The sequence below is a fragment of the Paludibacterium denitrificans genome, from assembly GCF_009707705.1.
In the GTDB taxonomy this organism is placed as follows: Bacteria; Pseudomonadota; Gammaproteobacteria; order Burkholderiales; family Chromobacteriaceae; genus Paludibacterium_A; species Paludibacterium_A denitrificans.
On sequence record NZ_WLYX01000001.1, the window covers coordinates 2536749 to 2555590 of the forward strand.

Below are 18842 nucleotides of genomic sequence, written 5' to 3' on the forward strand. Positions count from 1 at the left end.
ACAACCTTGCGTTTGGCTTAACACTTGAATGGTTTCGCCGGTTTTCGGGTTGCGGCCAGCTCGGAGCTTAAGACATCCTTGACCTTGAACTTGCCGGTGCTGGCCAGCACGATCTCGCCGCCATTGGCCAGTTCTTGATGAATGTTTTGTTCCAGTGCATCGACAACGCGCAGAACGTCGGCTTTGGACAGGCCAGATTTTTCGGCCGTGGTGGTGATCAGTTCTTGTTTAGTCATGTTGAAGTCCCTTATCAGGTGAAAAATTGAGTGCTTGGGAATATTCCCGGTACGCAGGTTGCGAATCAGTAGCTTGTAATTGGCGAGGCTCATACCCCGGCAATATCCAGCGGAATCGGCACATACTGGTCAGCGTCGCCAACCCGCTCGTAGACGCGGATGTATGACTTGGAGCACTGCACCCGTACCGAGTCACTGAGGGCTGCCATGGCGCGTTGCCATTTCTCGTCCTGAATATCCAGACGGCGCAGACCGAGGATGCGACCGGTTGAAATCTTTCCCTCCTTGTCGACGTTGAAGGCGTCATTGATCAGGGCGCGGATCTCGCTGCGCGCTCCCTCGGTCCACTCGTGTACGCATTCATCGATCAGCGCCTTGGCGGCCTGCAGTCCCTCGTCAAACGTCAGCGTGTCGGATACGGCCCGCTTGATCTGGTAGCGGCCATCAAAGGTGGTCAGGGTGGTATTGCCCTTGGCCCCGCCGACCTTGGCGCCATAACGCTCTGCCGACAGTTCAATAAAAGCCCGGATATCGGCAAAGGCCGTGGCCTTGAACGTGGCCAGATGTGCTTTGACCTCAACGGCTTTCTTGACGATTTCGCTCACCAGCTCATCACGGGCGATATCGATAGGCTTGATGGTCTCGACCGGAATCAAGCGTCCCTTGGCGTCCTTTTTGTATCCCTGCGGGATGGCATTCATGGTTATTTCCTCAGTCCTACTAATCGCTTTACTTTGGCCAGTTCGGCCCGGTTCTTTTGCAGCCACTCCGGCGTCATCGCCACTTCATCGGCTGCCCGCCAGAATCGTTTTCGTGACGGCGGCGATGGTGGTTTATCCGGTGGCGGCTCCGGTACCGGGGTGTCTGGTGGGCTAGGCTCGGGCTGTGGTGGCTCTGGTGCGGTGGCGACCACCGGTGTGGCATAGACCGCCAGCTCGTCCAGATAGTCATCCCACACAATGCGCCGGGCCTTCTTCCGGTCCATGCCCATGCCAACCAGACGCTCAACCTCTTCGGCCAACCTTGCCTTGGTCATGTCATCCAGCTCGCTGTCCTGCGTCATGCCAGCAACTCCCGTTGCGGCATGACTGGCTGTAACCGGTGCAAAAACTGGTACAACTGATCGGTTTCATCCGGGCTGAGTACCGTCGTGCTGCCGTTCGTCAGGTCCAGATAAAGCCGCCCGGCTTGATCCAACAGGCAGTTAAACGGCACTTCTTCTTTGGGCCTGGATGGCGACGGTTCTACCGGTTTCTTGCCCGACACATGCGAGGGGAATAGCACCTTGAAGCGTTCAGGTGCGCTCTCAAACAGCTCTACAGTGCCGTCATCACCAATGGAGCCAATCAACGGAATCGGGCTGCAGTCTGGAGCACTCATGTCATCGTTTACGTTCCCACTCCCGGCCACTTCGGTATCCGTATTGGAGTCGGCATGACGGACCTCCTTGCTTTCCTTGGCGACGGACTGATCGGTATTGGAGACCCAATACCAGTGGCCATTGTCATGGCGTTTGACCTGATCCTTTTTGCGGTAGAACTGCAGGGCAGCCTGGACAGCTGTCGATGCGCCGATCACCTGATCAACCAGCTGGGCCGATGTCATCCCGGTTTTGCCTACTCCCATCAATATCCGCTTAACCCGGGCAGGAACGTTCTGCTTGTCATTCGGCTTGGCCTCCGCGACCACGTGCTTTCCGGGTCCGAACTGCCAGATCAGTTCGTTACCGACATCGCGGCGGTTGACCTTGTTTTGGCTCTCAAGCTGCAACAGTGCTGACGTCAGTTCCATCACGCTACGCCCCAGCTGTTGGGCGAGTTCTTTGGTCGAGCGGCCATGTTTGTGTTCGGACAAGGCAGCCAGCACCTCCTGTTCAAGCACTTTTGCGTTCTCCATGTCACTGCACCTCAACGCAGGCGGTTTTGCCGGTCAGCATTGTGTTGACCCCAACAGAGGTCTCGACCAGATCCGTCGCCACCTTCCCGACATTGACCATCAACTCACGGCAACGGTTAGCCAGATCCAGCAGCTCCTTGGCATCCAGTTCCTTCAGCAGAATGGCGCGGATCACGTCGGCGTTTTCCGGGGTGATGAGGGTGATATCAATGCCCAGCTCGTGGCGAAGGCGCACCATCTCATCGACCTGTGCCGGGGCTTTGCGGCCGCTTTCATAGCGGGAGCCGCCGGACTGGGTGACTTTGACGGCACTCCAGAACTGCGATTGATTCAGGCCAAGGGCACGGCGCATGGCGCGGTAGTCACGGGCTACGGTTTGTTCTTGCATGGTCATCTCCTGATTAATTTCCGATTTCTGTCCAAACGATGCGGCAACCGCCCAGCTGGAACTGACCTTCGCGGTACTGGCCCACACGCTCACGCTTGCCAAAACTGAAGTACACCGCCTCGCCCTTGGCGATCAGGGTGTGGCACTGGCCACTGGTCTGAATACGGATGGTCGGACGGGATACGCTCTTCAACTCGACGTCGGTAACGGTGAAGCCGTTCTCGCTCAACGCTTCAATGGCGCGGGCCGCTTTATGCGTGGCATCCAGCAACGCCGCATTAACCTGCCGGGTTGAATGGGTACGTAAATGGGTCGTGCTCATTAACATGGTCAGTCTCCTTTGCAGCAGTTTTTGCACTGTCGGCAGGCTCGCCAGTGGCTGAGTTTTAACGGGTGGTGAGTGGGGGCGCGGCTACTGCTGAAAGCCCGGCAATCGGCCATCGTCATGTCTGCGCCATTGAATGGGCAGGTCACACGGGCCAGTACCGCGAGCACTTTTTTCTCAACGGCGTCGGTTTTGCCAGCATATTTCCCGGCCAGTACCAGGCTGACCGTAGAGCGCGAGTAGCCCAGCGCGTCGGCCACCGGTTTCTGCCCGCGTTCGGCCACCGCTTCCCGCAGGATATCCAGCCAGTCAGCAGTCATGATCAGGCTCCTCTTGCCACACTACTTTCCCCAGATTCGGGTCATAGACCGTCTTGGTGCGCTGGATCATCGGTGGGCGCGGGCCGGAGTTGCGGGACGGGTTGAAGCGATAGCGGGTGGGGATGCCACCGGCGCCCTTGCCATGGCCCTTGGTCACGGTAATCAGATAACCCGCTGCGGACAGGTGCTTGACGTATGCCTTGGCGGTTTCCGGCGCGACGGTGACTTCGGAAGAACTGGATAGCGCGGCCAGTTCGTGAAACGTAAAGTCACGGATCATGCGCATGGTTCGCCACATCGATTCATTGGCTAGACCTTGGGTGACCGGCTTACCGTCACGGGTCAGGCGAGGCGCTTCGATTCCCTTATCCACGGCCAGCTTCCAGCGCTTCTCGGTATGACCGGATGCCTCCTGAATGACCTCAATGATTCCTGCCTTGGTCAGCGACCGCAGATAGGTCTTCGCCGTATCGATATCGGTATCGGCTTTGGCGGCCACGTCGATGACCGTGAAGTCGTCACGTTTTTTACGGATAGCCTCCCAAAGTCTCTGACGCCCCCCCTTACCCCCCACCATTTCAAGGTGAGCCGCACGACGCGGATTTAGTGGTGCCCCCATCTCAGTTCCTCTTCGGTGCGTCGCCGGTATACAGCGGGTTAGTGCCCCATGTGGCCCGGTCAATCGCATCCAGCCCGTGCAGCATCGCGTACTCATGGAGGTTGACCAGGTTGACGCACACCCGGCGGACCGAGCCATGAGCCAGATCGACCACGTAGGCCAGCAAGTCCTCAGCGATGGCGACCTGTGGGCTGTAAATCGGAACCAGTTTCGCCGCGTCAGCCATCGTCACCGGCTGGGCCGGTACCCGTGCCAGCACCCGGCCGTGAAAGCGTTCGAACTTCTTCAGCTTGGTTGGCAGCATTTCTTCACCGACCAGCATCAGCGGCGCTTGGCTGCCTTCGTAAATGTCGCGCAACAGTTCCACCATGCCCGGTCGGCTGGCAGCGTGGTCAGCTTCGTCCAGAATCAGCGGCCGCTGGCTGGTGCTCATCTGCTCGCAGATCAGATCAAGGTTGGCCGATACCGTGGAGGCCGGACGCATGCCCATTTCAAAGGCGATTTTTTCCAGCAGCGCTTTCTTGCCCCGTGCACTACGCATCTGGACGTAATAGGCGCGGGTTTCATTGGCCACCGCCACGATGGTGGTGGTCTTGCCGTAACCGCTGGGGCCGTAGTACACGCCCGGCCCGGCAGGCCATCTTGGCGATTGATCAGCTTGCTCATCGCAATGCTGACCAGATCGAGGTTGGCAATCGGTGCAATCTTGTTCACGGTTCAAACTCCTATCGACGACTCAAGGTCTTGTATTCGTTGGTGTGGGTGTATTTGTTCAGTACCCAATCCAGTTCACGCTCGCTGAGGCATTCGCCCCGTCCATGGCGATCACGCAGCGTGCAGAAATAGCGGTAACGGGCCTCCGGGCTATCCGGGATGGACAGCACATTGCTCGGCAAGGCGGTTTCAACGGGTACGGTCGGCGGTACCACCTGCAGGGTGGGTTTGTCGGTCAGATGCTCGACCGGTTTTTCCGCGTGTTCGGCCCGAACCTTGGCAGCAGCTTCGGCCAACTGCTCACGGGTACCAAACACCACGCCGGGAATAACGATTTCCTTTTGGGCCTCAATGGTTAGGCTGGCCACGGCGTTCGGCTTCCACTTCTTCCAGATGCGCTTGCAGGCGGTCAGCGCGGGCATCGGCGCGTTTCTCTCGGGCACGCTCAATGACAGAAACCGGGAAGTAACTGCGGACGTTGGCATTCCATTCGGCGGTGCAAATTAGCCTGCCATCGTCGGCATAAACCCATACCGGCTGGCGTCATTCACGTCATAGCCAATGCGCAGCTGTTCACCGTGAAATTCCTCCAGCTCACGGCTGAAATAGCGGTTGCCATACAGTTGTATTTCGCCCCGGCGAATAACCCGTTCGACTTGTGGCCGAAACAGATAAGCGTCTTCACCCGGTTTCAACGTATGAGGTTCCCAGCCAAGAGCAATAAACTCGGCCAGTTTCATATCCGGGCTAATGCCATTCAGGCTGGAATGAGGACGGGCGTTGTAATCCGCGATGCGCTTATTAATGAATTCGATAAATTGCGGCCAACTGATCAAATTAACGGTTCCACCGGTTTTGACGGCTTTACGGGTAATCTTGAATTGAGCCAGTTTGGCTTCACGGTCCATATCGACGCCGATATAACTCTGCAACTCGCGGGCGGCACGAACAAATACCGACTGGTGCAAACGTTCCACGGCACCTTTGGCCTGCGAGTTATAGGGTTTGGCAAAGTGCATTTCCGCACCTAGCCGTCCCATAATCCCGGTCGATTCATTTCGCTGCAGATCGTTTTTGTAACCAGAGCCGTTATCGACATAAAAGATCGCCATAACGCCTTCACGCGTGACCGCATGGGTAATGGCATCCAGTACGGCTAGTGATGATTCCGCCAGCCCGACACTCCATCCCACGATACGGCGGGTGGCCACATCGATAATGGCGGTGATTTCCGGGCGGAAAGGCTTACCATGGAACGGGTGTTGAACCTCGGCATCAAAGGTGTGCCCATCAGCGGTCCAGACGTCGTTCGGCAGCAGATCAGAGATATCGCGGCGGACGAACGGCTTGATATTCTTCATCTCACGCGGGCCGATCCGGCCGGTTTGGCGGCTGACGTTCCCCAGCTTGCCAATGAAGCGGCGCACCTGATGAACCGAGGGCAACGCCTCCGGGCTTCCTGCCCACTCACGGCTGAACTGCTCATAGGCATGCGCTACGCTGGGTTTGCTGGGCAACTGCCAGAGTCGCAGGAAGGCGGCGGCCCATTCCGGCACATCCAGTAACGCCGTCATGGCGGTTTTAGGCGCCAGATGGCCTTCTTTTTCCAAGGCACGCCAGCCTTTGATGGTACGAATGGAGGGATAGGGGCCATTCAAACCCTTGCGGCCACGTCCGTCATGGGCAGCGCGGAGCATCATGTCCAGATGCGGGTCCAGCATCCCGGCCTTGGCCTGCGTTAAAAGCGTGTGAATCGCCGCCTCACGGCTCACGCCACACCCCGCCATCAAACGCTCAATGGCCACCAACACCCCCTTGCGGGCACCTTCTACCGTCTGCTGACGACTGGTCAGCGCCAATTCCAGCTGCTGTTCCTTGGTTTTAACGGCGGGCAGTGCCACGACCGGGGCAGAAACCAGCTTTGTGACCAAGCGATCCTTGATCGCCTTGATCGCCTCTGGCGGCAGGCTGGTTAGGGCGTATTCATACCCGCCACCACGCCCTTTCTTCTTACATGACTCCCAGCTACCGGATTGTGCTGCGCGGAAAATACCGCTTACCGATGCAGGCAACCCCGGCAGCCTCATCTCGGCCAGCTCGGCGGCGCTGTAATGCGTTTTAAGTTCGGTCTGGCTCATGCCCAAACCCCTTGTTGGGTGAGGACTCTGCCAATCTGGGTAGAATGGCAGTGCAGGCCGCAAACTTGCATGTCATAAACCTTCATTGGAGAACCCTCATGGAAATTTCCCCCGAATTGCACGGTGCTATTCTTCAGGACCTTATTGATCGCGTACGGGCGCTGCAGGCGGGGTTTGACGTTCTTGCGCGTACTCTTGGTGCGCAGGGCGTTCTTGATCGCGATGTTTTTCGCAAAGAGACTGAGGAGGCTGCAAATCTGCTAAGCCAGTCTGGCGACGGAAAGGTCTCCGCAAGGCTATTACAAGATCTTTCAGATGCTCTTCTGCATTCCCTTGAGCACGAGTTCGGTACTCCTCGAGCGCCTCAGCCAAAATAGCCTCGTCTTCAGCCGATCTAACCCGGCCACCCTCTGAAGGAGAGTGGCTTTTTTGCTCACCTTCCGACTGAATCTCGTTGCTTGACTTGGCACCTACTTCTGGTTGCGGACGGTCCCATAGCATGGGCGCACCGTTCAGTAGCACCTGCCAAACTGCGCCGCGGACATTCCTTCTTGCCTCTGGATCAAGCTTGTCAACAACACGAAAAAGATCCGCCAGCAGCCGATTCAGCACTTTCGTGCGCTCCGGAGAGGGGCCGAGATTGATAAGCGCCTCTTCCATCCGCTCCTTGCGATCAGCCTCCAATGCCGGGCGAATCAGCAACAACACGATCTTGGCATACAGCTTTTTCATGGCTTACTCCTCAAACAATCCAAGTTCTGGCTGACCGGCCTTCATCACGTTCTCGCGGTGATAGGCCACTTCAGACAAGGTGCGAGTCAGTGAAGAAACGGTTTCTTCCAGTCCTGACCCATCCTGATAAAACCGTGCTAACAGCGAGATAGCGGCGGCAGCATTGGCCTGCAGTTCGGCAACATCCGTCACGCTGGCCTTACGTCCTGCCGGGATAGCGATCACTACCTTGTTGCCATGGGCCAGACACAGGTACTCGCTGACGAATGACGCCCCGGCGAAATACTCAAACTGACGAACGCGGTTAAGGGGAATGCAGCTGTCGGCTAACCAGCGGTAATAGGTTTTGAGTTCAACGCCCATCAGGTCAGCCATCACCTTGGCTGGGCGGCGTAAAACCTCGCTGGCGTGATCGGCGCATAGCTCAATCGCCTCATCCAGACTCGAAGGTCTAGCCGACTTCCAGTTGCGTTTTCTCATGATGGTTTTCCTTGCTTCGGGAAACGTAAGGCTGGTGCGCTGTCGCGCTTCCACCTACGCTTACTCCATGACAACAGGGCAATTTGCAGTGCCAGAAGGCACCGAAGGGAAAACCGGCTTAAAATGGCGATGCTCGTAACGGCTTGGCCAAATGGTTTCTGGCTTTACACCGATAGCAGCGGCGATAATTCGCTCGGCTTTCGGCCAAGGACGATCAAGCGCATTGTTCAGTGCAGAAGGACTCATTCCTGCCGCGATGGACAGCTTGCGGATCGACCAGCTACCTTACGAACTTCCGCCACGATGTCCGCCCTGTGCCAATCAACGGCGGTTTTTTTTCGGGTTGCATTGTGCTCATTCCTTAATCTATTTCGGTGATTAGGTGAGCACATGCTAAACGTAAAAGTTTAATCGGTCAAACCTTTGAGTTTAATTTTTTACTGCGCAAAGGTTGGCTCTGATAGAAAAGTAAACGTGACTGCACAGGTTACTTACTTAAACTTTTAAATATCAAACTCTTACGCGTTACTTTTGCGTTTAGCGAGGGTTCTTATGGGTGTTGCAAAAGTTGACACAGACAACCTTTGCGTTAGTTTGCCTTCTCGGATTGAAAAGGCCATTCAGTTGTGTGGTGGTCCAGGGCGAGGCGGCAAAGCGCGTGGGGGTTACATACACCACTTTGCAGAGATGGCGAGGTGGAGAGGTCGATTTGTCCACATCTAACCTTGTGAAACTTGCCTATGCAGCAGGTGTTCACGTTGAATGGTTAGCTATTGGCGAAGGTCCAATGATGCTAGACAGCGATGTGTCTACGACTGGATCGTTCGCAACTAATGAGCCAATCGCCCACTATGCCGTCGGCCCATCGACCTCACAGGTAATGGATACGCAGGGGAACCCGGTATGCTTGGAGGAGTTCGCCTTCATTCCGCGCTACAACCTGAAGGCATCGGCAGGCTACGGGGCAAGCACAGACGGCGAGAAACCGCTGTTTACCATGGCTTTCCGCAAGTATTGGATAGACAACTATCTGCGGTGCCAGCCTAGTGACCTGTCGGTTATCTCGGTGAAGGGTGACTCAATGGAGGGTGTACTGAACGACCGTGACGTCATCCTCATTAACCATACCGACAATGATCCTGGTACGGGTCTGTACGTCCTGCGTATGGATGGCGATCTGATCGTGAAGCGCGTGCAGCGCATTCCTGGTGGCAAGATCAAGGTAACCAGTGCGAATACGGCCTACGAGCCTTTTGAAGTCGATCTGGCCAACTTGCCTAACGACTTCTCCATCATCGGCCGTGTCGTGTGGTTTGGGCGCCAAATTTAACGGCTAGGTGTATTGGTACGTGTGAAGTATCGATCTGATGCCAATGCAAAAAAACCGCGAAACGCGCTACTTTAGGCGTTAATCGCGGTTTTCTTTTGCAGGTTTTAAAATTTGCATGTCGCCCGGCCCGAATCGGCCTGAAATCAAAGCCTGGCGCGGATTGTCCCGCATCATCCCGGCTCATCCCACAGACTATCCCCCTGTGCAATTCACCTCACCACACCACATTGAGTTCTTCCTTTCGCCATCTTTCTGGTTGCCGCCGTCCAGCGCAAACGTGATGCGCAGCTTTTCGCTATTGTCACCATTCACCTCGAAATCATCCTGGCTCACGCAAGGCCTGATGCCAAAACGACTGGTCGTTATGCAAGGCATACTCATTGGGAACAGCGCTGTAAAACACTGGATCTGCTGGGAGGTGCACTTGAGCTTTGTGAAAGTGGCCAGCTTCCCTAGCAGGCCGTTGAAAAACTAACGGCCATCCATTTGGTATAATTATCAACATCCAACGAGCCACGGAAGCACCCGATGAGAGGCGTCCGCAACGACAGTCAGACCAACCTGTTCAGCTACGTCCAGCTGGAGGATCGAATCCCGGCAAATCACCCGCTGCGCAAGATACGACAGATGGTCGATCTCGTACTCGGCTCGATGAATGATGTATTTGAGGGCTTGTATTCCTGCGTCGGGCGGCCTTCGATTCCGCCCGAACATCTACTGCGCGCCTCTCTGTTGCAAGTGCTCTACACCATCCGCTCCGAGCGGCTGTTGGTGGAGCAACTGGACTACAACCTTCTATTTCGCTGGTTTGTCGGCCTATCCGCCGATGCCCGCGTGTGGGATCACTCCACCTTCTCGCAAAACCGCGACCGCCTGTTCACCGAGGATGTGGCGCGCGCCTTTTTCGTGCGTGTGCGCAGCATTGCCGAGTGGGGCAAGCTGACCAGCGACGAACATTTCAGTGTCGACGGCACGCTGATCGATGCCTAGGCCTCGCACAAAAGCTTTGTCCGCAAAGATGACGACAGCTCGAGCTCGCCTCCCGAAGGACGCAACCCGGATGTCGATTTCCGGGGCGAGAAACGAAGCAACAAAACCCACCAATCCAAAACTGATCCAGAAGCTCGACTGGCTCGCAAAAGCGCTGGAGATGCCAGCAGGCTGTGCCACATGGCTCACATCCTGACCGAGAACCGCAACGGCCTGGTCGTAGACGTCTCGGTGTCGGAGGTCAATGGCCACACGGAAAACGCTGAGGCACTGAATCTGTTGCTGCGCCATGCCAAGAAAGGCAGCACCGTCGGCGCGGACAAGGGCTACGACACGGATACATTCGTTAGCGGCTGTCGAGACCGGGTATTACTCCCCACGTGGCACGTAAGCGTACTGGCAGAGCGATTGACAGCCGTACCTCGCGCCATGAGGGTTATGCAATCAGCCAGAGACGCCGCAAACGTATCGAGGAATGCTTCGGCTGGCTGAAAACCGTGGGTGGTTTACGCAAAACCAAACTGATCAGCAGGGCCAAACTGGCCGGACAAACTATTTTGGCGTTCGCGACATACAACTTGGTCCGCATTGGCAGCTTGTCCGGCAGCTGGGGCGGATCGCATGTGTAGGGCGTATTACGCCCAAAACCGCCGGATAACCGGCAAACAACCAGAAAACCCAAGCCGAATGCCGATTTATTGGTGTTCAGTCCGCTGAGATAACCCGTTTTTTGCGCATTCGGAAATGGGTTGGGGCTATATCAGCGGATTTTTCAACGGCCTGCTAGGAATGTTATTTCACTCAAAAGGGCTTGATTTGGTATTGATTGAGCCGTATTCATAATGGCGGTTTAATTTAATGGGGTGGAAATAGAACATGCTTACTGCTAATTCATTGGTGTGATTTTTATGATATTTACATCAATAATTATTGCTTTTCTTATGAATTAAGTCGGCAATGCAATAGAATGCAGGGGCCGCCAGCCATTAATTAATTTTGCAAGACGTAATGTTGCAGTGTATGTTGAGTAAAATGTTGTGTGATTAAAATTAACCTTGTGAGGCTAGAAAAGCCACAGCCAGTGATTGGTTGTGGCTTTTTTGTTTTTAATGCTCATGTGATTCTAAATGAATTTTCTGGTTTAATTTTAATGTCGGTATCTTAATTTCTATTTTGAGCAAGTGTCATGTCAATCCAATTCTCAATTAATTGTCTCATTGACATGTTGTTTGATTTTGCTATTTCTTTTAGGTTGTTTTTATGGTGTTCTGATAATTCAATGTATAGTGGTGATTTTATATATGTTGAATTTTGGTGATATGTTTTGTTTGTAAAGCTGCGCTTTATTTTATTGATTTGAATGATTTTTGTATCTTTGTGTTGGTATAATTTATCGAAAAGTATCTTTATTGTTTCCAATGGATTGTGCGGAAGTATGTTTGTATGTATGTGTTTGGTATGGGCTGGCTCGTTTCGTTTCAACCAATTCAATGCGCATATGATTCTCTCATTTGTATTTGTTTCAAACCGGTGAAAATTCTGTCATGCATAATTGTTTCATCCCATGACTTAATCACGATTGGAATAGTGTTGTTTCTTGTGGTTGTATTGTTTTGCAGTATGTCGAAAATGGTTGTGATCAATGTTTTACCGCTGCCAATGCATGATATGTTGTTGTATTTGGCGTATTTTTTTAAATTATTAAGGCTATCTAATTTATTAATAATGAATTCGTGTTGTCTAAAATCTAGGTCAATGATCCAGTCTATGTAATGTTTTTCAGTCAAATGATCAGCATCGCGCCTAATATGGTCTTGTGTGTAGTTTATTGCTTTGAGATATTCAATAATATAATGTTCACGATTGGTATCGTAATAATCTTCATCTCTTAGTTTTGAATTTTTCTTGTTTACAAGTTGCATCCAGTAAAGATTTATTAATCTTTCCTTTGTTGAAGGTGAGAATTCATTGAATCCTAAATTTTCTCCTGAAAAATGTGATGGGTACATGGCATCCTTTCTAAAAATTTATATGACAAATAAATAATTAAACATCTCATATTTTACATATGAGTGTCTACATATGTAGATACATATACGACTTTTAAAGGAAAATCAAGCGTTTCGTGATCGGTAATGCCAAGTATTTTTCAGTAATGGACTAGCAGGATCTATAGATGATTCTGGATAGAAAATTTCAGTCATAGTCCAGTGATGTTACTGCTGTGGAGAGGGAAGGCTACCAAGTAGCTGCTAGAGAAATAGCGTCAAGATAGTAATAAGAGTAAAAAAATACACCATGCGCTCATGGTCTGGACCAACAACGTAAGGGAAAGATTATGAAAGCACTTAGAATGAAAATGGTGATGGAAATCACGGGGCTGCCGCGCTCGACCATCTACTTCTACATTAAAAATGGAAAGTTTCCGAAACCTATCAAGCTTGGCCCAAAATCATCAGCATGGCTAGATGAGGAAGTCTACGGTTGGATTGAAGAGCGAAAACGTGAACGGGCCTGATTGGCCCGTTTTTAATTCCAAGATAATGATAATTTTGCAGAGTAAATTGAAAAGGGTAAATGAAGGTTTACAGATGAGTTGTGGCTAGCTGGTTCGGCTATTTTCAATGATTTCATCAGTAAAATTTGTAGGTAGTAGATATATTAAAGGGTAAGTATCCAATGGTTTGGTTGGCTAGTGGTGCTGTTTCTGTAATTGCTTTTATCTTGCTGTGGGTAGTTTTGCATGTCAGCTAAGTAACTAGAAAAGAAATGAAGAGTTTTGCTAGTAAGAAAGTATGCACAATCTACTTGCTTGAACTTTACTTGTGAGGTATTTATGAGTGCTAGACTTAGAAATCCGTATAATACTAATCAAAAGTTATTTGAAGAAAGCTTGTTTAATGGCTTGCCGGTGTACCTGAGGCGTGGTCCACTGGTATTGGAATATCTGGAGAAACTCTACCAAGTAATACGCACGGCATTTTCAAGTGGCTCCCGTGTATTTGCTTTTCGTGTGGAATTACGGTTTCCGGCAGGAAATGCGTGCGATCAGGCTGCGTTAAGCAACCATGCCTTGATGAAGTTTATTGCCTCCTTTCGAGAGAAAATCAGCTACAACCGGAGCTGTGCTACTGCTCTTGATCCGTATGCGCATGATGCAATGCTGCGCTATGTATGGGCGAGGGAAGTAGGCGAATGCGGTAGTGTACATTACCATTTATTGATCATACTAAATGGCCATGCTTTCCATACCTTGGGTGATTTCAATTCGGAACAGTCCAACAACTACCACCGGGTACATGAGGCTTGGGCAAGTGCATTAGGCTTGAGTAGGAATGAGGTGAGTGGGTTGGTGCACTTTCCTCATAACGCTGTATATCGAGTCAACAGGGGGGATCAGGTCGGTATTGAGCAGTTGTTTTATCGTGCTAGCTACCTGTGCAAGGCTGATACCAAGGTTTTTGGTAACGGATGGCATGGATTTGGAGCAAGCAGGGGTTAACAGGACAGGGCAGGCGGGTAAGCGGCCTGCCCCAGTCTTTGCGTAGGTAACGTAATACTTTGGTTCGTTACCGGGACCATCGGTGAACGTATTCAAATGTTCTGCCCGGCAAGCTCTTCTGCCTCCTGCCTTGAAAAGCCACCATCGTACTGTAGGATCGCGGCCCGTTCTTCAAAGCGCTCGTCAGTTTCGGGCGCGATTCTGAATGTGCTTTGGCTGTCCCCGTCAACGTTTGGTGTGGTAGGTGGTGTCGGAATCGGTGCTACACCACCAGGTGTGCGTCGATTTGTTCCAAGGCAGACCATCTCGGCTTCACTACACAGCTGTAGGAAAAATGCTTCAATATCTTGCTTCGGCTGGAATTCCCAGCATTTCCCCTTTTTATTGAACTGTCCACCGTAGCGGTGAGCCAAGTTCATGATCTTGGAAAAGGCTGGCTTGGCTGTAAAACCATGCACTTTGAGAGAGACACGGCGGATGTTGCGTCCGATACGCACCGTGCAATCTTCCAGCCGTAGCCTGAAGTCATCTATGTCCTGAAGTCTTGCTCTAGCGGCAATGCGCTTTTGCTCAGCGAGCGCTTTCGCTTCCATTTCGGCTAGCAGAAAAAGTTCTTCTTCACGTCGCTTGGCACGGGTGTCCGCTTCTAGCTCAATCAGTTGTCGCTTGGCCGCATCATCGCCAGCATGACAGAGCCATTGTGCCAGATGAGAGTTGGCGAATAACCGACGTTCTAGCAACGTCGTGATGGACTCCATCGGCTCGAACGCGGTATCTGCGATGTCAATCTCCAGAACGGAGTAGCCCTGCTGCTTCAGCCATGCCGCCTTCTCTATATCGACCTCGTGCGTATTGCGGATTTCGATCGCTAAGGGATGGCCATCCAGCAGAGCCAACACGTCTGGCCGACGTATCCCATCTTGCGGGTTGTTGCCGTAAATGGTTTTCTCCGCCACGCAACCAGTCAGCACCTGTAAGCCGGAGCCCTGAACGGTTACCGCTATCTCTTCACTCCATACTTGCTTCTCGCCATGGAGCATTTTCCTGAAGCTTCGTTCTGGGACGTGAACTTGCTGGCGCTCTTCGATCAATTGCTTGGCCATGCGGTGTACTGCCGCTTCCGCGGCATGTTGGCAGTTGGTGTCTGTATGGTGTGCGAAGTGCCATGCTCGTACTTTCCCTTGCTTTGCTTGCAAGGGGGCAGAGCAAGCGGAGCAGATGCATTCACAAGCCAGACCATTTGCCACTGAACTTGCGTCAACCATACGTTGAGTAGGAACATGCCATCCAAATGGAATGCCATGTTGTTTGATCTGCCGCTCATGATGCATTTGGGTTCTCCTCGTCAAGTAACGAAGGTCACCTTATGGCTGTGATGCGTGCTGCTGTAGTCAGATTGAGTAATTTGAGGGGCAGTTTAGGTGGGAAAAATCATTGAAAATCATGATGTTGATGATGTTTCTGTTTGCTACTCGGCTGATGATTACGTTCAGGTCGCTAAGGTTTTGCAAGACGCCATTCCACGTGACCGTCGGGCTCAATGGAGTGGCAAGATCATGGAGTATCTGGCCAAGCAAACAGAACATGCCTGCGTTAATGGTAAAGAGGTGCCCCAGATCTCGACCAAGGAGATTCATATGGATCTGGAAGGGAATCCGAACCAAGAGCCATCTGCCCGGCTAAGCCCACGGTGGAATGAGATAGAAAAGCAGCGCTATCCAGAAATTGTTGAGAAGTTGCAGGATTTGTGCCGCCAGAGGGGTTTGCCTGGCTACCCAGTTATCACGAAGCTTAGTGGCAAACCTACATTGTATTGCCTTGAAATTAGTCCTTTGCCCGAAGTGGCCGTTACTGTTGAGACCCCAGATGCATCGATACCAGCAGGTACTATCCGCTATGAGCGCGACCTTTCATTGAAGCTTTCAAGGCGAGGTAGGATCTTTGCTAATGAAGGCCTGAAGTGGACTGTAGGGAAACGGCTGAGCTTTGTGTCATGGCAGGTGCTGGTTCTGATTTCTGTACTGACTTTTGAGCTGTTTATCATTCTTTATATCTGGTCCAGACATGTTCCAGTGACTGGGCAGGATTTGTTGATGGTACTAGCTGCGATCTTGGCACCTTACGGGCTGTATGTGCATTTCAAGAATGCCGTCACGCTATTTGATGACAGAATTGTCATTGCCCCGGAGTGGATGCTTGCCGGAAGGAGTTCGGTGCCACTGTGGAGATCAAGCGTGCAAACGATCCCGAGCTCCCATCTACGATACATGTATATCGCTATACCGCGACTTGTCCGGTCTGTGGCTGGATGATCAAGCTGGATAAGGGCGAGCCAGACTTGCCTCGACGGATTGTTGGTCGCTGTGAAGAGAACCCAAGGGAGCATGTGTACTCTTTCGATCGAAGCACACTACGAGGATACTCTTTAACAACCAAGGCCTAGAGCTTACCAGGCCCGCCACAAAGTATGACCTCCATCAGTTAACCGGTTTGTCTACAGGTCGGCCAAAGCGGTCGGTCACCACGAATGAGTGCAATGGCAGGTTTACACAGAATTTCTGCCGCTCCCCATTTACGCGTATATCTGCTAGAACAGCCTACTCCATCAGTGCAACAGACTTTACCTGCACCCATAATGCCAGCCCGATGGTCAAACCCAATGACGCAGCAGCACGCTTGGTTAGCCTGGCCAATAACATGCTACGGCCAACCCGCACCCTCACTAAAGTCAGACCGGGATGGTCGTCACCAGCGATCCCATCAACGATGCCGGGCAGGACATTCTGAATGCTACTGTGCTCCGGGAAATTCAGAGCCAGACTTACGTCACGGGCCAGTACACGAATCCGTACTGACTGTCCGACCGACAGTCCACTATCCTTCGCCCACAGGCTACCTCCCTCGGTCAAGTCCACACGTGCCAAGTGCCACTCCTTGTCCACTGCTTCTACCGTAGCATCCAGGACGGCACCGGCATCCTCGCCCAGCCGGATCGGCAGATCGAGGCGGGTCAGGGTATCGGCTAGCGGTCCACTAGCGAGCACCCGGCCACTGTCCATGACCACAAGGTGGTCGGCTAGTTTGGCTACTTCGTCCGGAGAGTGGCTGACATAGAGTACGGGAATGTCCAGCTCGTCATGCAGACGCTCAAGATAAGGCAGGATCTCCTGCTTGCGTTTCAGATCCAGAGCCGCCAGTGGTTCATCCATCAGTAGCAGACGCGGACTTACGGCCAGCGCTCGCGCAATGCTCACTCGTTGACGCTCACCACCAGACAGGTGATCTGCTTTTCGGTTGAGCAGATGGCCAATACCCAGTAGCTCGATGGCTTGGTCCAGGCTTACCTGCTGCTCACCTGAGAGGCGCTTGAGGCCATAGCGCAGGTTGCCCATCACCGTCAGGTGTGCAAACAGGCTGGCTTCCCGGAACACATAGCCGATAGGCCGCTTGTATGTTGGCAGCCAGTGTCCGGCATCCTGCCAGACTCCTCCCCCGACTGTGAGTCGTCCTTGTGATGCTCGCTCCAGACCCGCGATGCAGCGCAGCAGCGTCGTTTTACCCGAGCCGGATGGCCCAAATAGTGCTGTGACACCCCGTGTTGGCAAAGTGAGATCGACATCAAGAACGAATCCCGACCAGTCAAGCCGGAAACGTGCCTCTATTGCGGTCATTTCAAGCTCCATTCTTCGGGGCTGGCCGCCGGGCGTATAGAGCTAACAGCACCAGGAAGGAAAAGGTCAGCAGCACCGCTGCAAGGTTGTGCGCCTGGGCGTATTCGAATGCCTCAACATGATCGTAGATTTGTACTGAGGCCACACGGGTAACGCCGGGCAGGTTGCCGCCGATCATCAGCACCACCCCAAACTCGCCCACGGTATGGGCGAAGGTCAGGATCGAGGCCGTCAAAAAACCTGGTGCGGCCAACGGCACAACTACGGTAAAGAAGGCATCCAGTGGCGAAGCCCGCAGGGTGGCGGCCACTTCCAGCGGACGGTCGCCGATGGCCTCGAAGGCGGTTTGTAGCGGCTGTACCATGAAGGGCAGCGAGTAAAACACCGAGGCAAAGACCAAGCCCCAGAAAGTGAAAGGCAACGGTCCGATGCCCAATGCTTGGGTCAGTTGGCCGATCAAACCGTGTGGTCCCATTGCTAGCAACAGATAGAAGCCAAGCACTGAAGGCGGCAGCACCAAGGGCAATGCCACCACGGCACCGATTGGCCGCTTCCACCAGGTTATCGAGCGAGCCAGCCACCAAGCGATGGGCGTACCTACCAGCAGCAGGATCAGGGTCACGGTACCCGCCAAGCGCACAGTCAGCCCAATCGCCTGCAGGTCACTATCAGACAGCATTACCTCTCCTCTGGTTAATGTGTGTGCTGGAAGGTCTTGATGGCGGAAACCAGCAGAACGACACCGAGCAAGCCCATCAGCAGACCTGTTGGCACCAAACCTAGCAACATGCCCCCCGCTGCCGCACCGAGGATCGAACCTGCTACCATCCAACGCATCAACTGACTTTCCTGCCGCAGAACGGAGAAAGCATTGGCACGGCTGTAGCGGACGAAACCAACGACCATCGTCGGTAAGCTAACCATCAGCGACAGACTGCCAGCGAGCTTGATATCCAGTGCCGTAGAGCAACACGATGGTAGGAATCAGCAACTCACCACCGGCCACGCCCAGCAGGGCGGCCACGATGCCAATACCTAAACCGGCCACCAAGCTTACCACGAAGCGCAACGGTCCAGCCTCGAACAGTGGCGTCGCGTTCGGCATGTACACCAGCCCACGCCTCCGACAGCATGACCAGCGAGAGGCCGACCAACAGCACCATGATGATGCGGTTGAGCCAGTGCCGGGGCAAAGTGATGGCATGGCCTGCTGCCCACCACGCGCCAACCAAACTACCCGCCAGCAGGTTCAGCACGACATCAAGATGCGCCATGAGAATGCCGGGCGAAATGGTACCGCCGCGAAACAGTAATGCGGCGGTCACCACCACCAGACTCATTGCCTTGTTGAGAATGACCGCTTCAAGCGTATCCAAGCGGAACACGCCGACCAGGACCGGTAAGCGGAATTCTGCACCACCCAAGCCGATTAAACCGCCTAGTGTACCGATCAGTGATCCGGCAATGAAGCCTTGGCTATTACGGGAATTAATACTCATGA

Annotated in this window: 24 protein-coding genes and 3 pseudogenes; 5 read left to right on the plus strand and 22 right to left on the minus strand. The window is 53.2% G+C overall.

From position 1 onward, the window contains the following. Positions 1-17: 17 nt before the first annotated feature. The 14 genes and pseudogenes from GKE73_RS16425 to GKE73_RS16490 form a co-directional block, all read right to left on the minus strand. Entirely contained in the window at positions 18-329 is a 312-nt protein-coding gene (locus GKE73_RS16425; protein ID WP_230370786.1) for an HU family DNA-binding protein, read from the minus strand. Further along, the gene (locus tag GKE73_RS16430; RefSeq protein ID WP_230370787.1) at positions 326-937 is read right to left on the minus strand and encodes a DUF3164 family protein; all 612 of its coding nucleotides are present in this window, start codon (positions 935-937) and stop codon (positions 326-328) included. Before GKE73_RS16430 ends, GKE73_RS16425 begins: the two co-directional genes overlap by 4 nt. Positions 938-939: 2 nt before the next feature. Next, entirely contained in the window at positions 940-1299 is a 360-nt protein-coding gene (locus GKE73_RS16435; RefSeq protein WP_230370788.1) for a hypothetical protein, read from the minus strand. Continuing rightward, the gene (locus GKE73_RS16440; protein ID WP_230370789.1) at positions 1296-2117 is read right to left on the minus strand and encodes a hypothetical protein; all 822 of its coding nucleotides are present in this window, start codon (positions 2115-2117) and stop codon (positions 1296-1298) included. The genes GKE73_RS16435 and GKE73_RS16440 overlap by 4 nt, the downstream gene beginning before the upstream one ends. Positions 2118-2133: 16 nt before the next feature. Further along, positions 2134-2520, minus strand: coding sequence for a helix-turn-helix domain-containing protein (locus GKE73_RS16445; protein WP_230370790.1), 387 nt, complete (start codon positions 2518-2520; stop codon positions 2134-2136). A gap of 13 nt (positions 2521-2533) precedes the next feature. Beyond that, positions 2534-2848 (minus strand): HI_1482 family protein, encoded by a 315-nt coding sequence (locus tag GKE73_RS16450; RefSeq protein ID WP_230370791.1) that lies wholly within the window; start codon positions 2846-2848, stop codon positions 2534-2536. A 2-nt stretch (positions 2849-2850) separates the two neighbouring features. Beyond that, on the minus strand, positions 2851-3165 hold the full coding sequence (locus GKE73_RS16455; protein WP_230370792.1) for a helix-turn-helix domain-containing protein: 315 nt from the start codon (positions 3163-3165) through the stop codon (positions 2851-2853). Continuing rightward, positions 3155-3784: a hypothetical protein gene (locus GKE73_RS16460; RefSeq protein ID WP_230370793.1), complete on the minus strand. Its 630-nt coding sequence runs from the start codon at positions 3782-3784 to the stop codon at positions 3155-3157. The genes GKE73_RS16455 and GKE73_RS16460 overlap by 11 nt, the downstream gene beginning before the upstream one ends. A 1-nt stretch (position 3785) precedes the next feature. Further along, on the minus strand, positions 3786-4505 hold the full coding sequence (locus GKE73_RS16465) for an AAA family ATPase (protein ID WP_230370794.1): 720 nt from the start codon (positions 4503-4505) through the stop codon (positions 3786-3788). Positions 4506-4509: 4 nt separating this feature from the next. Continuing rightward, on the minus strand, positions 4510-4920 hold the full coding sequence (locus GKE73_RS16470) for a hypothetical protein (RefSeq protein ID WP_230370795.1): 411 nt from the start codon (positions 4918-4920) through the stop codon (positions 4510-4512). Between the two features lie 81 nt (positions 4921-5001). Beyond that, a complete protein-coding gene (locus GKE73_RS16475) occupies positions 5002-6636 on the minus strand; it encodes a DNA-binding protein (RefSeq protein WP_230370796.1) in 1635 nt (544 codons plus the stop codon). Positions 6637-6777: 141 nt separating this feature from the next. After that, the gene (locus GKE73_RS16480; RefSeq protein ID WP_230370797.1) at positions 6778-7368 is read right to left on the minus strand and encodes a hypothetical protein; all 591 of its coding nucleotides are present in this window, start codon (positions 7366-7368) and stop codon (positions 6778-6780) included. Positions 7369-7371: 3 nt separating this feature from the next. After that, positions 7372-7848 carry a hypothetical protein gene (locus GKE73_RS16485; RefSeq protein WP_230370798.1) on the minus strand — a complete coding sequence of 159 codons (477 nt, stop codon included), beginning with the start codon at positions 7846-7848 and terminating at the stop codon, positions 7372-7374. 60 nt (positions 7849-7908) lie between these two features. After that, a pseudogene (locus tag GKE73_RS16490) lies at positions 7909-8240 on the minus strand (helix-turn-helix domain-containing protein). A gap of 317 nt (positions 8241-8557) precedes the next feature. Here GKE73_RS16490 and GKE73_RS16495 point away from each other — a divergent pair. Further along, positions 8558-9178: a S24 family peptidase gene (locus GKE73_RS16495; RefSeq protein ID WP_230370799.1), complete on the plus strand. Its 621-nt coding sequence runs from the start codon at positions 8558-8560 to the stop codon at positions 9176-9178. A gap of 192 nt (positions 9179-9370) precedes the next feature. Here the strand turns inward: GKE73_RS16495 and GKE73_RS16500 are convergent, their stop codons facing one another. After that, positions 9371-9511: a hypothetical protein gene (locus tag GKE73_RS16500; RefSeq protein ID WP_230370800.1), complete on the minus strand. Its 141-nt coding sequence runs from the start codon at positions 9509-9511 to the stop codon at positions 9371-9373. 195 nt (positions 9512-9706) lie between these two features. Between GKE73_RS16500 and GKE73_RS16505 the strand changes: the two are divergent. Further along, a pseudogene (locus GKE73_RS16505) lies at positions 9707-10797 on the plus strand (IS5 family transposase). A gap of 858 nt (positions 10798-11655) precedes the next feature. On the opposite strand, the gene GKE73_RS16510 reads toward GKE73_RS16505, so the two are convergent. After that, positions 11656-12177 carry a hypothetical protein gene (locus tag GKE73_RS16510; protein ID WP_230370801.1) on the minus strand — a complete coding sequence of 174 codons (522 nt, stop codon included), beginning with the start codon at positions 12175-12177 and terminating at the stop codon, positions 11656-11658. A gap of 329 nt (positions 12178-12506) precedes the next feature. On the opposite strand from GKE73_RS16510, the gene GKE73_RS16515 reads away from it, so the two are divergent. Beyond that, a complete protein-coding gene (locus GKE73_RS16515) occupies positions 12507-12686 on the plus strand; it encodes a helix-turn-helix transcriptional regulator (protein WP_230370802.1) in 180 nt (59 codons plus the stop codon). 318 nt (positions 12687-13004) lie between these two features. Then, on the plus strand, positions 13005-13670 hold the full coding sequence (locus GKE73_RS16520) for an inovirus Gp2 family protein (protein ID WP_230370803.1): 666 nt from the start codon (positions 13005-13007) through the stop codon (positions 13668-13670). Positions 13671-13762: 92 nt separating this feature from the next. Here the strand turns inward: GKE73_RS16520 and GKE73_RS16525 are convergent, their stop codons facing one another. Both GKE73_RS16525 and GKE73_RS26715 read right to left on the minus strand, forming a co-directional pair. Then, complete coding sequence (locus tag GKE73_RS16525) at positions 13763-14773, minus strand: hypothetical protein (RefSeq protein ID WP_230370804.1); 1011 nt, start codon at positions 14771-14773, stop codon at positions 13763-13765. A gap of 36 nt (positions 14774-14809) precedes the next feature. Then, positions 14810-15001 (minus strand): annotated as a pseudogene (locus GKE73_RS26715) (competence protein CoiA family protein); the annotation flags it as partial. A gap of 90 nt (positions 15002-15091) precedes the next feature. On the opposite strand from GKE73_RS26715, the gene GKE73_RS16530 reads away from it, so the two are divergent. After that, positions 15092-15982, plus strand: a complete 891-nt coding sequence (locus tag GKE73_RS16530; RefSeq protein WP_230370805.1) for a hypothetical protein — start codon at positions 15092-15094, stop codon at positions 15980-15982. Between the two features lie 285 nt (positions 15983-16267). On the opposite strand, the gene modC is transcribed toward GKE73_RS16530, so the two are convergent. Genes modC through GKE73_RS16550 form a run of 4 tightly spaced genes read right to left on the minus strand, consistent with a single transcriptional unit; the run spans position 16268 to position 18840 of the window. After that, complete coding sequence (gene modC / locus GKE73_RS16535; RefSeq protein WP_230370806.1) at positions 16268-17341, minus strand: molybdenum ABC transporter ATP-binding protein; 1074 nt, start codon at positions 17339-17341, stop codon at positions 16268-16270. Position 17342: 1 nt separating this feature from the next. Further along, positions 17343-18020: a molybdate ABC transporter permease subunit gene (gene modB / locus GKE73_RS16540; protein ID WP_230370807.1), complete on the minus strand. Its 678-nt coding sequence runs from the start codon at positions 18018-18020 to the stop codon at positions 17343-17345. Between the two features lie 14 nt (positions 18021-18034). Then, on the minus strand, positions 18035-18298 hold the full coding sequence (locus tag GKE73_RS16545) for a TSUP family transporter (protein ID WP_280955235.1): 264 nt from the start codon (positions 18296-18298) through the stop codon (positions 18035-18037). A 35-nt stretch (positions 18299-18333) separates the two neighbouring features. Beyond that, positions 18334-18840 carry a TSUP family transporter gene (locus GKE73_RS16550; RefSeq protein WP_230370809.1) on the minus strand — a complete coding sequence of 169 codons (507 nt, stop codon included), beginning with the start codon at positions 18838-18840 and terminating at the stop codon, positions 18334-18336. Between the last annotated feature and the right edge of the window lie 2 nt (positions 18841-18842).